At 30.8% G+C, this 15,455-nt stretch carries 12 protein-coding genes; 2 read left to right on the top strand and 10 right to left on the bottom strand.

The window, feature by feature from the left end; all coding sequences use genetic code 11:
- Positions 1–82: 82 nt before the first annotated feature.
- Complete coding sequence (locus LX80_RS04280) at positions 83–721, top strand: DUF4136 domain-containing protein (RefSeq protein WP_111293812.1); 639 nt, start codon at positions 83–85, stop codon at positions 719–721.
- Between the two features lie 33 nt (positions 722–754).
- The gene (locus LX80_RS04285) at positions 755–1,387 is read left to right on the top strand and encodes an outer membrane beta-barrel protein (RefSeq protein WP_146250373.1); all 633 of its coding nucleotides are present in this window, start codon (positions 755–757) and stop codon (positions 1,385–1,387) included.
- Positions 1,388–1,469: 82 nt separating this feature from the next.
- Here LX80_RS04285 and nagA read toward each other — a convergent pair whose 3' ends face one another.
- The 10 genes from nagA to LX80_RS04335 all read right to left on the bottom strand — a co-directional run bounded on the left by nagA (position 1,470) and on the right by LX80_RS04335 (position 15,090).
- A complete protein-coding gene (nagA, locus tag LX80_RS04290) occupies positions 1,470–2,651 on the bottom strand; it encodes an N-acetylglucosamine-6-phosphate deacetylase (RefSeq protein WP_111293814.1) in 1,182 nt (393 codons plus the stop codon).
- 9 nt (positions 2,652–2,660) lie between these two features.
- Entirely contained in the window at positions 2,661–3,407 is a 747-nt protein-coding gene (locus LX80_RS04295; RefSeq protein ID WP_111293815.1) for a glucosamine-6-phosphate deaminase, read from the bottom strand.
- A 7-nt stretch (positions 3,408–3,414) separates the two neighbouring features.
- Positions 3,415–5,343 carry an alpha/beta hydrolase family protein gene (locus LX80_RS04300; protein ID WP_111293816.1) on the bottom strand — a complete coding sequence of 643 codons (1,929 nt, stop codon included), beginning with the start codon at positions 5,341–5,343 and terminating at the stop codon, positions 3,415–3,417.
- 16 nt (positions 5,344–5,359) lie between these two features.
- A complete protein-coding gene (locus LX80_RS04305; protein WP_111293817.1) occupies positions 5,360–6,649 on the bottom strand; it encodes a sugar MFS transporter in 1,290 nt (429 codons plus the stop codon).
- Between the two features lie 6 nt (positions 6,650–6,655).
- Positions 6,656–7,525, bottom strand: coding sequence for a sugar phosphate isomerase/epimerase family protein (locus LX80_RS04310; RefSeq protein ID WP_111293818.1), 870 nt, complete (start codon positions 7,523–7,525; stop codon positions 6,656–6,658).
- Between the two features lies 1 nt (position 7,526).
- The gene (locus tag LX80_RS04315) at positions 7,527–9,206 is read right to left on the bottom strand and encodes a GMC oxidoreductase (protein WP_111293819.1); all 1,680 of its coding nucleotides are present in this window, start codon (positions 9,204–9,206) and stop codon (positions 7,527–7,529) included.
- Between the two features lie 11 nt (positions 9,207–9,217).
- Positions 9,218–10,291 carry a phosphotransferase enzyme family protein gene (locus LX80_RS04320; protein WP_111293820.1) on the bottom strand — a complete coding sequence of 358 codons (1,074 nt, stop codon included), beginning with the start codon at positions 10,289–10,291 and terminating at the stop codon, positions 9,218–9,220.
- Positions 10,292–10,383: 92 nt separating this feature from the next.
- The gene (locus LX80_RS04325; protein WP_111293821.1) at positions 10,384–11,400 is read right to left on the bottom strand and encodes a LacI family DNA-binding transcriptional regulator; all 1,017 of its coding nucleotides are present in this window, start codon (positions 11,398–11,400) and stop codon (positions 10,384–10,386) included.
- Between the two features lie 42 nt (positions 11,401–11,442).
- Entirely contained in the window at positions 11,443–13,632 is a 2,190-nt protein-coding gene (locus LX80_RS04330) for an alpha-N-acetylglucosaminidase (RefSeq protein WP_111293822.1), read from the bottom strand.
- Between the two features lie 81 nt (positions 13,633–13,713).
- Positions 13,714–15,090: a Gfo/Idh/MocA family protein gene (locus LX80_RS04335; protein ID WP_111293823.1), complete on the bottom strand. Its 1,377-nt coding sequence runs from the start codon at positions 15,088–15,090 to the stop codon at positions 13,714–13,716.
- Positions 15,091–15,455: the final 365 nt, after the last annotated feature.

Consider the following 15,455-nt stretch of genomic DNA (forward strand, 5'->3'; position numbering starts at 1 on the left):
ATTTATTGGCATTAACTATTCTCAACCTCACCAATCTAATGCTTTCGATAATGATTAAATTTACATCATAAAAATTTCCTGTATGAAACAAACTAAAAAATGGGCATTTAGTTTTATTGCTCTACTGGTTTTGGGGTTGGTAAGCTGTACCAAAAACAGTGCGGTAAATAATTTAAGCAATGCCGATACACGTATTTACATCACACAAAGAGATTCAACTGTTAATTTTAGTAATTACAAAACTTTTAGTATTAATGATTCCGTAACGGTAATTAATAATGGTCAATCGTCTAAGTCGTTAACACCAACCGGACAAGCATTTATAGATGCTATTAGTAAATATATGCAACAGGCCGGTTATACATTAGTATCCAATACTTCTAATCCTGATTTGGGTATTAATGTAACCTATATCAATACTACCACAACAGGTATAATTGATTATACTGACTATTATGATTTGTATAGTGGTTATTATGATCCTACATTTTGGGGATATGGCGGCTACGGGTATTATTCCCCATACATTTATGGGGTTTATCAAATTAATTCAGGTGCGCTGTCAATCGACATGCTTGATTTAAAAAATGCAGCTGCCAACGGAAAAATAAAAATTATTTGGAATGGATTAATACGGGGTGAAGGTATTGCCGATGCTACTACAGCCGATAGTCAAGTACAGGCATTATTTAGTCAATCACCATACATAAAGGCAAATTAATATTCCCTATTCAATAAATATTAAAAGTATTATATGAAAAAATATATTATAGCAATAATTGCATTGTTCTGTATTACCTCAACAAGTACCGTAATGGCACAACGTGGTCTTGTAAAATTAAATGCAGGATATAATGTTGGTTTACCATTAGGAAATTTTAATTCCAATTATGTTTCTAATGCTTCACCACGAGGTTTTATGGGTGATTTATCATTAGGTTTGAATAATAAATATTCGGTTGGCATAGGTTTTGGTTTTCAAGATTTTTATCAGAAATATCCAAGAGCTGTGTATGATTTAGCGCCTAATCAACAAATTTCAGCTGTGTTGTCAAATTCCATACAAGTAGTACCTGTATTAGCAAAATTCACTTATACGCCTTTTCTAGGAACAACTAAACTAATACAACCCTATGCTTCAGTAGGCGCAGGTATTAGCTTTGTAACTTATAACCAATATTTAGGTGAGTTTTCATCCGATAACACTTCCGGTGGAAAATTTTCTGCCATGGCCGATGCAGGTATTGATTTGCCCTTTAGCAGATACAATTCAAATGTTGCGGCCAAAATTGGTGTGTCATACAACTACACCAAATTTGGTATGAGTGATGCTGCTAATATTAATATGGTAGGCATACATGCCGGTTTAGCTTTCCAATTGCACTAGTCAAAATACTTTAACACAAATAATTTTTGGTAAGCAATAAAAGGCCATTCCCGTTTGGGGGTGGCTTTTTTGTGCAATTTATTTAATCTACTTCATGAACTATTACGCCATTCTTAATTACCTTATAAACATTCACATTGTCATCAAAAATTACTAAATCAGCTATTTTATTAATTTCTATGGTACCAAGTTTATGATCTATTCCTGCTATTTTTGCTGGTGTTGTGCACATCATCTTAATAACATCACTTAGTGGCAATTCTGCATCTTTCCACATTGTTTTCACCAATCTACTGGTTGTTGCTATGCTTCCTGCAAATGAGGTTTTATCTGGTAATTTAGCCACCTCATCTTCAATAATAACTTCAATTCCATCAACTTTACTACCTAATATACTTTTAGTATAGCTGGTGCCGGATGCTCTCATTGCATCTGTTATTAATGCAATTTTATCAGGACCTTTTATCTTATAAACAAGTTTTAATAAAGGTATTGGTACATGTTTTCCATCTGCAATTATTTCAACAAATAAGTCATCAATTAAATAGGCTGCTTCAATTGTACCTGCATATCGATAAGCATTTTTTCGAATAACTCCATTCATTGCAGAATATAAATGTGTTATTAAGTTATAGCCATTACTAACAGCAGCTACTATATCATCATATAAAGCATTAGTATGTGCAACAGAAGCTATAATATTTTTTTCATTCAACATATTTCCTAATTGTAAAGCACCTAAAAGTTCAGGTGCAATACTCCATCGCTTTATTAATTTTTCATATTTTAAAATGGAATTTATTTCATTAATATCCGGATTACGAATGTATTTGGGGTTTTGAGCACCTCTTTGTTCCATTGCGAAGTAAGGTCCTTCAAGGTGAATACCTAGAAAAGAAACATTAGTTGTATTATTTTTTATAAAATTTCCAAATGTTTCTATTACATCAATTATTTGTTCTGTTGAACCAGTAAGTGTGGTAGGCATTAAAGTTGTTGTACCATATTTAATGTGTGTTTCAGCAATTTTTGTAAAGGCTTCAACAGAGCCATCCATGAAATCATACCCACCACCACCGTGTATGTGTAGGTCAATAAAGCCGGGTGATAAAAAATTATTTTTAGCATCAACTATTATATCAAAATTATTTTCATTTAAAACTTGATTAATGCCATTTATGATTCCGTTTTCTATCGATATATTCCCATTTTCGATAATGGTATCGTTGCTAATAATCTTTGCGTTTATTATTGCTGTTTTCATATAAAACTGTCAATGTTTCAAGTTGAATAGATTGGATGCAGAATCATAATCTAAATATATATCACAAGACGGATGTAATTGAAGAATACTTGCCGGGAATAGATTACTAACCTGATTTTTGATACAGTGTTCCACTGCGATTGCTTTTCTCTTGTCTGGAACTGAACAAATAATCTTTTTTGATTTCATAATTTGTTTAATTGACATACTTATGGCTTGATTGGGAACTTCATTCAATTCATTAAACCATCCTTCATTAACTTGTTGTTGTTTACATTCATTATTTAAATTTACTATTAAGAATGGTTTTTCAGTTTCAAAATCTGCAGGGGGATCATTAAATGCTAGATGCCCATTTTCACCTATTCCAACTAATGCTACATCAATTGAATATTTCATTATTAAGTTCGAAATACGCTTACACTCTTCCAATGCATCATTTTCTCCATTAATAAGTATCGTTTCCATTAGTGGAGAAACTTTATTTAAAAATCTTTCTATTAAATATTTTCTGAAACTAGCTTTATGATACTGGTTTATTCCAATGTATTCATCTAAATGAAACATTCTAACCTTACTCCATTCTATTTCTTTATCAGCAATTAAATAATTTAATGTTTCAAATTGACTTGATCCTGTAGCTAGAATAATATTTGCAGTACCGTTTGATTTTATTGCTTTTTTTATTGATTCAGCTGCATTCTCACCGGCATATACACCCAAAATGTTTTTGTTTGTCAAAATGTGAATATTCATAAATAAATTATTTTATTTTTATATTTGAATTGCTTTTTAAAATTTTTTTTAAGTTAGAATAAGTTTTAATGAAATTTTCTTTTTCTTTTTTCGAAAGAATTTTCCCATGAATATTTCTTGGCTTTGTCAAAATAAAATTTGTATTACTCAAAGCCAAAGCTTTCACAATATCTCCCCAATTAATTATACCTTTTAAATGTATTGACATATTGTAATAATCAAATTTATTTTCACCTTTGTATAAATAACTAATTGGTGTATTCTCTATTTCAATAATTTTAATTTTGTCAGGCCAAATGGCAGAACACAGAATAGCTGCTATTCCAGCCTCTTTTGTTGTTTTCAGAATGATATCGCAGTTGGGTTTAATTTTTTGAATATAATCTATTGTCACTTTAATTTGTATAATCCACTCTCTAATTATTGACTTTCCAATCCAATAATATGCTCTTGCGAGTGTATGAAATGGAACTAATTGTTGATCAAAATATTTCGCAACGGTTGATTTGTAATGTCCTGTGCCAAATAAATTGAATTCGAGTTTATTGGTTGTTTGATCATTTAATTGGTACTTTTCTACATCATTAAGCAATTTTCCTTTAAAATTAAAATTAATTATAATTTCATCTGAGAATATAATGTTATTCAAATTTTTTGTGTAAAAATTGTAACCCTTTACTAAATCTTTTTTCGTTATGTTTAAAATTTTTTTAAGTTCATTGATTTCTGCTTTTGGTTTTCCAATTTTATTATATAAGTCACTAAAAATTTCATTACATCTATTTTTTAAGTAATTGCTTTGTGTTACGATTTTTTCATCTCTTTTCCCCAATTCAAACACCATTAAACTTTCTTTATCTGTGTACGAATTTGGAGAAGATATATTTATTTTTCGTATTTCATTTTTTAGTACTTTGTTGAACCAATAAATCATTTCAAGTTCTATTTCACTTGAAAACTCATGACTGTGATTAAATATTTGAAAATTAATTAAATTATCTGCATGGTATAACTCATAAATTTTTCCTGTATACTTTGCTGTTTTCAACATTTCTTCTGCAGTAAATGCCGCATGGTGATCTTGTAGAGCGCTACATATCTTCAACGCCCTGGGTGCAATCAATCCTAATACTTGAAATTCTTCACAAAATGTTAAACCATTTGGTAATAATTCGCAAACGCAATTGTGCTCCATTACAAATGCATTAAAAGTTCCCACACTAACCACTGGCATTGCAGCTTTTACTCTTTCATCTACGGCTGCAAGCCACATTGCCTGGCTGCCTCCTCCACTTTCGCCAGTAACTCCTATATTGTTTTTGTCTACAATATTTAAACTACACAGTAAATCAATACATCTTATGTTTTCTGATATTTGAATTCCTAATAGTGTTTCATTTAAGTTAAGTAGAGAAGCACCTTTATTAGCACCATGATAGTCTGATTCACCATGTATTTCAGAGCGTTCACCTGAACCAAACGAATCCATACATAAACATATATAGCCATTACTTGCTAATAATTCAGCTCTTTTATTAACTGATATATTTCGACGACCATCTTTTATGTGACCATGTAAGTTTATTACAGCCGGGTATGGACCTGTTCCATTTGGTATATATATATTAGCTGTGGCATAGGTATTGGGTAGAGTTTGAAAATAAATATTTTGAATTGTAAAATTCTCTTTCGTGATTATCTTACTAATTGAAATATTTAGTGGTAAACTGTTATAAAAATGAAAATTAGTGCTTTCAATGATTTTTGAATAAATTTTATTTTTTTCTTTTTCCCACTCCTCTATGCTTAAAGGTGGTTGATATTTTATAAATAGTTGATATGCTTGTTTTTTAATTTCTTTGTTTATTTTATCCTTGTCTTTCAAAGGTTTTTTTTCTAGTTTGTAAGTAGTTTTTATGCTAATATCTTGATACATATTGGATTGGCTTTAATTATTTATAATTTTTCATTCCAAGTTTGTATCCTTTCAATGAGTAATAAAGAATAACTAAATATGCAGGAAGTAAACATAAAAAGAAACCTAATTTATAACCTACTTTAGGAATGCTTTTTAATGTAGCAAATATTAATGGCAGTATTGCACCACCAGCAATTCCCATAATTAAAAGTGCAGATCCAATTTTTGTTTTTTCACCAAGTTTATTGATAGCCAGTGGAAAAATTGCAGGCCACATCAGTGAATTTGCTAAGCCTAGCATTGCTATAAAAAAGATAGCCAAATAACCATGAGTAACATATATTGCAATGGTTAAGAAAATTCCTAATATGGAAGCAAATTTTAACGCATCTTGTTGTGAAATTAATTTGGGGATGCTTACAATACCAATTAAATATCCAATTAACATTCCTGTTAAAGTAAATGAGGTAAAATAACGTGTTTCATTCAAAGGCATTCCCATTGCATTCCCATATATCCCTATTGCATCGCCAGCTAAAACTTCTGTACCAACATACAAAAAAATGCTAAGCACACCCATCCATAAATGTGGATATTTGAAAATACTTTTATTGGTCGTGCTTTTATTTTCATTTTGCGTTACTGTTTCTTTATCATTTATTTCTGGTAATGACGAAAAAAAAATTACGATGGCAAGTATTATCAATACAATGGCCATTATTAAATATGGCATCCTAATTTTATTAGATAGCTCTGTTAATAAATTATTTTTATCTGATGTATTTATTGTTGTAGATAGTTTTATTTGAACATTTTCGATATTACTTAACAACAATGTGCTTAGTATTAAAGGACTTAATACACCGGCAATCTTATTGCTAATTCCCATTATGCTTATTCGTTTTGCAGCACTTTCAATTGGCCCAAGTATGCTTATGTACGGATTAGCTGCTGTTTGTAGTAGAGCCAAACCTGCTCCTTGAGAAAATAAACCGATTAGAAATATTGTGAAGTTTCTATTTGCTGCTGCTGGTAAAAATAATAATGTTCCAACTACCATAATAATAAGACCTAATGCCATCCCTTTTTTATATCCGGTAAATTTTAATATGAATGATGATGGTATTGCGAGAAAAAAATAGGCCATGTAAGATGCTGTTACTACTAAAAATGCTTGTGTGTCTGTTTTTAACTCGCAAATGATTTTTAAAAATGGAATCAATGTTCCATTTAGCCATGTTACAAAACCAAAGATGAAAAATAATATACCTATAATAATAATTGCGTTTTGATTGTTTTTCTTTGTTTTTACAATACTGTCCATAAATAGTTATCTATAATTACTACTAAATAATTTATTCATTTCATTGCTGTACCATTTCACGTTTTCTTTTACTCCTGGTACATTGTTCAGCCAGTCTTGCTCATGTTCAATGGTTATTTGTCCGGTATATTTTTGTTTTTTTAATGCTTCAAAAATTCCATTTAAATTAATGATGCCTTTACCAAGTATCTTATTGTTGGCATCAATATTATTGAATTCATCTACATCTTTTAAGTGCACATCAATAATTTTTCCATTTAATAATTTTATACATTCCACGGGGTTTAAGCCGCTTCTTTCCCAATGGCCTATATCAGCACAGGCATATATATTGGGATGTTTATTCATGGCCTCAATTACTAGTTGAGGTTCCCAGTAAGGAGCTGGTTTTGGATGATTGTGTATTGCAATTTTCATACTATATATACCAGCTAAACTATCTGCGTAATCTAAGTCTTCTTTTAAAGGTTCAGCTACTAAAACTTTTATTCCCATTTGTTTAGCAAATTCAAATATTTTATTCCATTCTTTTTTTCCTGATGGATTTAGAACCCCCCAATAATGAAGTTTCATTTTCTTTTGGGCAAGTATGGTTTTTACAAAGATTTTTGATTTGTCAGACATATTTACATTAAACGAATCAGTGTAAATACCACCAATCGGTTGTCCTGAATATGCCTCAATATTTTTTATTTTGCAACTATCTGCTTTCTCAATGGCAGTAATGAAAGGATATAGATGGAATGTCCAAAGTTGAATTCCCAAATGCCAAGGTTTTATTTTAGAGTTATCATTTCTTTTTGTTTCAAATGCAGTAGTTGTCATTAATAAAAATGATAATAAAATGGTGATCTTGTATTTAATATTTTTTCTCATTTTATATATTCCCTTTTTTTAGTTCTTCAAAAGCATAATTGGCAGCACGTGCAGTAAATGCCATATATGTTAATGAGGGGTTTTGACAAGCAGATGAAACCATAAAGGAGCCATCAGTTACGAATACATTTTTGGCATCCCAAACTTGATTCCATTTATTCAAAACAGAATTTTTAGGGCTATTACCCATTCTTGCTGTCCCCATTTCGTGAATAGCTCTTCCGGGAGCACCGGCATTATCATTTGTTTGTATGTTTTTTACACCAATTTTTTCTAGCATTTCTGCTGCGTCATTTAACATGTCTTTTCGCATATTTTTCTCATTCTCTTTTATTTCACAGTCAATAGCTAAAATGGGTAAACCCCATTTGTCTTTCTTTGAATTGTCTAACATGACTTTATTTTCATGATATGGCAACATTTCACCAAAAGCACCAATACCAAATTTCCATTTACCCGGTTCACATAAAATATCTTTCAAGTTTTTGCCGATAGAATATTCTGCAACATTTCTATTCCATCCTTCTCTGCTGGCACTTCCTTGATAACCAAATCCTCTTAAATAATCTCTTTTGTCACCAAATAAATTTCTGTATCTTGGAATATAAATTCCATTTGCTCTTCTTCCATAATAATATTTATCTTCAAAACCTTCTACATCACCAGAAGCATCAATGCCAACATGATGATCCATTAAATTATGACCCAGTTCACCACTGCTACTTCCTAATCCTTGAGGCCAAATATTTGTAGCTGAATTCATTAGTATCCATGTGCTATTAAGTGTAGAAGCATTCAAAAAAATTATTTTTGCATTGTATATGTAAGTTTTATTGGTTAAAGCATCAAGTACTTCTACACCAGTTGCTTTTTTTTTGTCTTTATCATATATAATTTGTATTACAATACTCCATGTTTTAATAGTTAAGTTATTAGTTGCTAAAGCTGCTGGAAGGGTAGATGATTGTGTACTAAAATAACCGCCAAAAGGGCATCCTAAGGCACATTTATCTCTGTATTGGCATTTAGTTCTGCCTGGTAAATTATTGGTAAGATTGGCAGAGCGCCCAATAATCATTCTTCTATTTTGGTGAAAAGTATTTCCGAGTTTTTTTGCAAGGTGCTGTTCAACTACATTCATCTGCATCGCTGGTTGGAATTCTCCATCCGGTAATTGTGGTAACTTCTCAATAGAGCCATTTATTCCCGCAAATTTTTCAACATAACTGTACCATGGTGCTATTTCATGGTAACGTATAGGCCAATCAATGGCTATTCCATCTTTTTTGTTTGCTTCAAAATCAAAATCACTCAATCTATAGCTTTGCCTTCCCCACATGATAGATCTTCCACCCATTTGATAACTTCTAAACCAATCAAAACGCTTGATTTCAGTATATGGACAATCTTGTTCGTTAGGCCAATAATCCATAATATTTTCATCCATTAAATAATCTCTGCTCAGTACAGGGTAGGCTTTAATCATAGCCTGCGTTCTTTGTCCTCGATGAGGCCAATCCCAAAATTCTTTATTGGCGTTTACATAATCTTTAATGTGTTCAAAATTCCTACCTCTTTCCAATAACAATACTTTTAAACCTTTCTCAGTTAATTCTTTAGCAGCCCATCCACCAGATATACCGCTACCCACCACTATAGCATCGAAGTTGGTATTTTCCATACAACTCAGTTTTAAATATATTTTTTCACAAGTAGTTTTTTGATATATGTTTTGAAGTCGGCTATTTTTTCTTCATAGCGCTCTAATAATGTTAGTTGATTTTTTGCTCGATAATAATTTTCTAAAGGAAATTTTGCACCATAATAAATATCATTTTCTAGGTAGTCGGTTAAAAAACGAATAGCTTGCATGTAAATCATAAATTGTCCTGAATAAATAAATTCGTTCAACTCTTCTTCCTTTAGTACTGTATTCATTTCTTCTAAATATCCTTCTGTCAAAGCAAAGAAATAATTATTTCTTATATATATATTTTCTAAATCTATTTCGTTTTCGTCTGCGGGGCTTAAATACGTTCTCATCATATCGCCTACATCACTTATAAAATAACCCGGCATTATTGTATCTAAATCTATTATGCAAATTCCTTTGTCATGTTTATCGAATAAGACGTTGTTGATTTTAGTATCATGATGAGTTACTCTTAGTCTTGTTTTGTTAAATTTAATTATTAAATTATATTTATCTTTTATGTAGCTTTTTTCTTTTAATTCCCGTATTATATCATTTGCAATATTTTTTTTCTCTGAATCTGCTTTTGAAATTGCGTTTTCAAATAATTTATATCTTAAACTAAGATTATGGAAATTTTTTATCGTTGTTTTTAACTCTTTAATATTAAGGCCTTCGCATTGTTTGGTAAATTTTCCAAATTGTTTTGCTGCTTCATAAGCCAAATCTTCTTTTTCTAGTATATTATAATAGTATGAATTATTGATGTATTCATAAGCCCTATAGAATTCATTTTTAAAATTGAAAAGTGAAATGCCATACTTATTGCTTAATGGTTTGGTGAAAATATATTCAGGATAATTTTTCTTAAAATAATTTGCAAGTACATTGATATTATGGTCTATATTTTCAGGATGTTTAAATACGTTTGTATTAATTCTTTGTACTATGATTTTTCTATTATTTAAAGTAACAAGCCATGTATTATTCACTAGGCCATTCCCGAATATTTCTATTTTCCCTACTTCCTTTTCAACTTGAAGTTCCGTTAGAATTTGATTTATGGTGTTCATCAATTTTCAATTATTATGAATTTAAATTTACCATAATTGAGCATGATAAACACTTGCAAACGTTTGTGTAAAAAGCTTACAATAGTATTCGATTAATGATAATCAATGAGTTTAGAATCTAAAATTATTTTATAAAAAGCATTGTTCTGATTTTGCTCATTGTTTTTATTTTTTATAATATCAAGTATAATTTCTGCTGCTTTTTTACCTTGTAAATACGGAAATTGTTCAACGGATGCATTTGGCTTATATTTTAAAAATTGCATCATTGGTAAATTGGCATAACTTACTATAACAGGCTTGTGCTCTTGTTTTGTTATATCTAACTCTTGCATTATATCAAGTGCTAAATTATCGTGAAAGGCTACAATAGCCGTTATTTTTCTTTTGTTTTTTAGAATTTCATGGAGTGCTTTAATGTTTCCTTCTTTTGTTAAATCTGAATTTACCACTAGAGAAGGATCAAATTTCAATCGGTTTTTTAATAATGCTTGTTGATATCCTTCTAATCTTTCTTTTGATGCAGTAAGTTTTTCTGGTCCATTGATTAATCCAATAACTCTATGTCCTTTTTTTAAAAGATAACTTACTGCCTGGATGCTTCCCGATATCATATTACAGGATACAGTATGTATTTCTTTCATGCTAGGAATACAATCAAAAAAAACAATGGGTATATTGCTTTTCTTTAATTTTTCGAAGTGTTCATAGTTAGTAGTGTTTTTTGCCATTGAAATAATAAGTCCATCAACTCTATGTTTACGCATTGATTCTACAAGCATTATTTCTCGCTCAGTACTGTCAAGTGACTGTCCTAATAAAACTACATAATCATTTTTTATTGCTACTTCTTCAATTCCACTAATAGCTGCAGGAAAGAATGATTCTGCTAAATGTGGCAGTATTACGCCTATTGTATAAGTTTTACCTTGTTGCAGAAATACAGCAGTTTGATTGGGCTCGTATCCTAATTCTTCTGCAAGTTTTTTTACTTTAAGTTTTGTTCCCAATCCTATACTGGGATGATCATGCAATGCTCTTGATACAGTTGAAAAAGATATATTTAATTTTCTTGCAATTTCTTTTATTGTAGGTGCACTTTTTGGCATAGTTTAAATAGCAGTTTGATAACAATATAAACATTTCCTTTTTTAATATTGCTCTAAAATTTCAGAATAATATTTTTCAAAAAGTTTTTTCGATGCTAGTACACTATTCCCTTTGGGTAAACTTGAAAATTTATTTGTTTTGTTTACCCAATGCCATTCCCAGTTTTTTATTGTTTCTTCAAATTCTTTTTGTTTAGTTGAAATATCTGAATTCCAATTTGATTTTAAAAATTTAAAGTATTGTAACCATCTTTGTTTATAAAAGTCTTTAATTAATCCTGCCCAATGTTTGTTGGCATAATCATGTGTCCCTGAATTTTTATCACCCCATGTAGTTATCAGATTTCTTGCATTTCTTTCATATAATTTTTCTTCTCTATAATTTGTTCCCATTTTCTTTGCACTATTTATCCATTTACCAAGTAAAAAATCTTTTTTGGTTTGTAATAAAGCATCAATATCATCTAGTAAAATGATGAATTTATTTGTTAAGTATTTAAACTGTAATTTGTTTTTTTGATAAAAGGCTTTGGCTATTTGTTGTTGCAAAGTATCTGCATAATTTGCTAACACCTGTCTTGTTAAATCAACTAAGTCATAGCTGAATCCTTCATTTTTATTTAAATTTTTGCTGTTATATATAAATAGTCGCCAGGCAGGGAGAAGATCTTTTGGATTGTAATTTAAAGTAGTATAAGTCCAAACTGCATCTTTGTTTAATGTTGGTCTGCCAGTAAAGATTGATTCGGGGGCGCCTTCAGTATTTCCACCATTATATACTGTTTTTCGTAGAATTTGCCATGCGCTATCAATTTCTTTATTTGTTTTTCCGTATCTTCTTAAAGCATAATTGCTCAGCCAATCATTTAATTCTATGGGTTGGTCTCGCCAAATATTTTCAAGTAGCAGTGCATACATTACAGGATTTTGTTCTATGCCTTCGGGTGTTAAACCTATTCCTATTAAATTTTTGCTGTTATTGTTATGTAATGTTTTCGCCGGCACATTAGCAATTGTGTCCATTTTTCCAAACATACCTATATTACCTCCAAAATTGTGTAACATACACCAAATCCATTTTTTTCCATAATAAGCCTCGGTGCTACTCCAAATTGGTCTTGTTTCACTCCATAAATCTAAAATAATCATGTGCTCGTCATTAACCCCGTTTAAAAGCGCTTTAATTTGTGTAGGTTTCCAAAAATCCGGGGCATTTACAAATAACCATCCCTGCATTACCCAAATAGCTTGCGAATCAACGGATGCCATTGTTTTATAAACAGTTGAACTTAGTTGGTTTAAATATAAAGAGTCATTGGTGGGTGGTATATTTTCATTAAATGTGTCGGCAGAATATAAATGGTCAGTACCGAAAATTTTATTTTGTAAACGCAAAAATTCGGTTCCAATAATTTGAAATAAAGAGTCATTGGGATCTAGTATTGACACGTCCTCATATCCGGGACCCCAATTTACTTTTTTAATTAATGCATTTGGGAAAAGCTGATTGAATGAATTAGGTATATGACCAGTAAAAGCAGGTAAAACTGGGGTCATGTCTAATTCTCTTTCTCTTTCCAATATTTTTTTTTGCAATAACTCCATTTTCTTCAACCAACTGTATGGCAAAGGACCACCCCATTTGTCTATATTGTTCATCCAAAACCAACTTGTATAAGCTGGTCCTGTAAAAAAATTATTTAGCTGATTATTATTAAATCCCAATGACTTGTACAATTCAGACCAAATTATATTTTGCCCAATTATTGCCAATGGCATATTTATCCCATTTAAAGCCATCCAATCAATTTCTTTCTCCCATCTGTTCCAGTCCCACCAGGTCATGCTGTAATTATTTGTACAGTAGTTAATATAGTATCGATATTGATAAGGAGTATTATGAACAATTTTTTGTTTTATTAATGGAAGCTTGTCAGGTAATTTTAAATTTGTACCATTCCAACTGATATCGCAATGTGTATAATTTTTCAGATAATAATATAATGCGCTTGCAATACTTACATTATTGTTACCCACTAAAACAATTTTATTATTTTCAGAATATAGTTCAAAGAAATCTTTACCTGAAGTAGCCTTTTGATATTTAATGGTAAATGAAGAAGCTTTTGAAGGAATGATTCTTTTGATTAATTGCAATATCGCTTCTTTATTTTGAGATTGTATTTGGGAAGAAAAAATTATAAGCAAGAATAGGAAAATAATTTTGCGCATGGTTAATTATTATGAGATTTAAATAAAAAGTTCCGAAATAGAAATAACGGAACTGATTGCTTTATGAAAAAACTGAAAAGACTAATAATCGTCACTAAGTGCAAAAGTATTTTTTCTTGTTTTCCATGCACCTTTAGTAAAATCAGGAATGTCTTGCAATGTCCCGCCTTCTGCTATTGAAGTTCTACTAATTGGTGTAATTGAATACCAAGTTGCTAAATCATAAACATCTAATGGAAAGTCTATACCTCTTTTTATACATTCAACAAAGGCATTATCCACAAAAAAATCCATTCCGCCATGTCCTGAACCTACCGCTTCATTGGCATATTTCTTCCACAGTGGATGATCATATTCTTCCATATATTTTTGTGGATTTTCCCAAGTTTCAGCAGGACTTTTATCTTCAAAATAAATTAATCCTTTATCAAATTCACCGGCAGAAAATTCTTGCCAAAGGCCATTAGTGCCTTGTACTTTAAAGCCTAAATTATAGGGGCGTGGTGATGAGGTTGATAAGGTGATAACAATGGTTTGTCCATTATGTGTTTGAATTTGCGTTGTTACAATATCACCTTGTTTAAATTTCAATTTTGCATTTGGACTGTTTGGGCCACCTAATGGATTTTTAGCTACATATCTATTGAAGCCTTTTGCCGGTGTAGCTATACTTGACAATTTGGTTAATCTATTCCCTCTATTAATATCAATCATCATAGCAACAGGTCCTAAGCCATGAGTAGGATAATTATCTTCATTTTCTTTCACATAGTATTCAGTTCGCCATTTTGCTGAACCTTTAGCAGTAGGGCCAAAGGATACTCCCGAGCAACATTTATCTGCTGTGTTAAATAACTCAGCGCGTAAATCATGTTGATATCCGCCTTCAACGTGTAATATATCTTCAAATAGGCCATGTCTTACCATGTTTAAAACAGCCATAATATCTCTCCTGTAACAAACATTTTCTAAAATCATTACGGGTGTTTTTGTCTTCTCGTAAGCATTTACAATATCCCAACAATCTTGAAGTTGTAATGCACCGGAAACTTCCAATCCTACTGCAATTTTGTTTTGCATGGCATATAAAGCCTGTGGAATATGCCATTCCCAAGGTGAAGCAATTATTACTCCATCAATGTCTTTTCTGTCTAGTAATCTTTTATAATCTGAGGGGCCATTATTGTATGCTTTTACCGGGCTTTTGCCATATTTAGCTAGTACTGCTTGTGCTGTATTAATACTATGCTCATCTGGATCGGCTATTGCTACAACATTAACATCATCTCTTTTTAGCATTTGTTCTAAATGCAATTTTCCTCTAGCCCCAACACCAATAATAGCTACATTTATTTTATCTTTTTTATTAGCAGCAAAAGATAAAATAGGATTAGAAAGTAAAGTAATTCCTGCGCCAGTTAATGCCGTTGTTTTAATAAATTTTCTACGGTTGTACATTGCAATCGTTTTTAAATTATTAGAGAATACAGTAAACTTAGTTTATTTTTTTTCTTTTATGCCATGCAAACGTTGGCGGAAATTTTTATGATGAAACATTTTTAAAACTTTTTGCTGCATGCTAGATATTGAAAAATAAAAAATATTACTATTATTATGATACCACTTGTTTGAGTATTGTCTTTACAATTGAAAATAATTGCATTTGCAAACGTTTGCGCAATGAATGTATTATAAGATTTCATTTCTTGTCTTTATATTTATATAAATTTTTTTTACAAAAAAACTACTGTGTTATGAGGAAATTTAGCTTCACTCTATGCTTTCTCTTCACTCTTTTGCTCAGTTATTCACTTTATGCGCAA

Origin of the sequence: Hydrotalea sandarakina (genome assembly GCF_003254115.1) — a bacterium.
GTDB classification, from domain to species: domain Bacteria; phylum Bacteroidota; class Bacteroidia; order Chitinophagales; family Chitinophagaceae; genus Hydrotalea; species Hydrotalea sandarakina.

What these genes read in the sequence shown, in the direction of transcription:
- LX80_RS04280 (WP_111293812.1), top strand. Translation starts at nt 83, where the DNA reads ATGAAACAAACTAAAAAATGGGCATTTAGTTTTATTGCTCTACTGGTT.
- LX80_RS04285 (WP_146250373.1), top strand. Translation starts at nt 755, where the DNA reads ATGAAAAAATATATTATAGCAATAATTGCATTGTTCTGTATTACCTCA.
- nagA (WP_111293814.1), bottom strand. Translation starts at nt 2,651, where the DNA reads ATGAAAACAGCAATAATAAACGCAAAGATTATTAGCAACGATACCATT.
- LX80_RS04295 (WP_111293815.1), bottom strand. Translation starts at nt 3,407, where the DNA reads ATGAATATTCACATTTTGACAAACAAAAACATTTTGGGTGTATATGCC.
- LX80_RS04300 (WP_111293816.1), bottom strand. Translation starts at nt 5,343, where the DNA reads ATGTATCAAGATATTAGCATAAAAACTACTTACAAACTAGAAAAAAAA.
- LX80_RS04305 (WP_111293817.1), bottom strand. Translation starts at nt 6,649, where the DNA reads ATGGACAGTATTGTAAAAACAAAGAAAAACAATCAAAACGCAATTATT.
- LX80_RS04310 (WP_111293818.1), bottom strand. Translation starts at nt 7,525, where the DNA reads ATGAGAAAAAATATTAAATACAAGATCACCATTTTATTATCATTTTTA.
- LX80_RS04315 (WP_111293819.1), bottom strand. Translation starts at nt 9,206, where the DNA reads ATGGAAAATACCAACTTCGATGCTATAGTGGTGGGTAGCGGTATATCT.
- LX80_RS04320 (WP_111293820.1), bottom strand. Translation starts at nt 10,291, where the DNA reads ATGAACACCATAAATCAAATTCTAACGGAACTTCAAGTTGAAAAGGAA.
- LX80_RS04325 (WP_111293821.1), bottom strand. Translation starts at nt 11,400, where the DNA reads ATGCCAAAAAGTGCACCTACAATAAAAGAAATTGCAAGAAAATTAAAT.
- LX80_RS04330 (WP_111293822.1), bottom strand. Translation starts at nt 13,632, where the DNA reads ATGCGCAAAATTATTTTCCTATTCTTGCTTATAATTTTTTCTTCCCAA.
- LX80_RS04335 (WP_111293823.1), bottom strand. Translation starts at nt 15,090, where the DNA reads ATGTACAACCGTAGAAAATTTATTAAAACAACGGCATTAACTGGCGCA.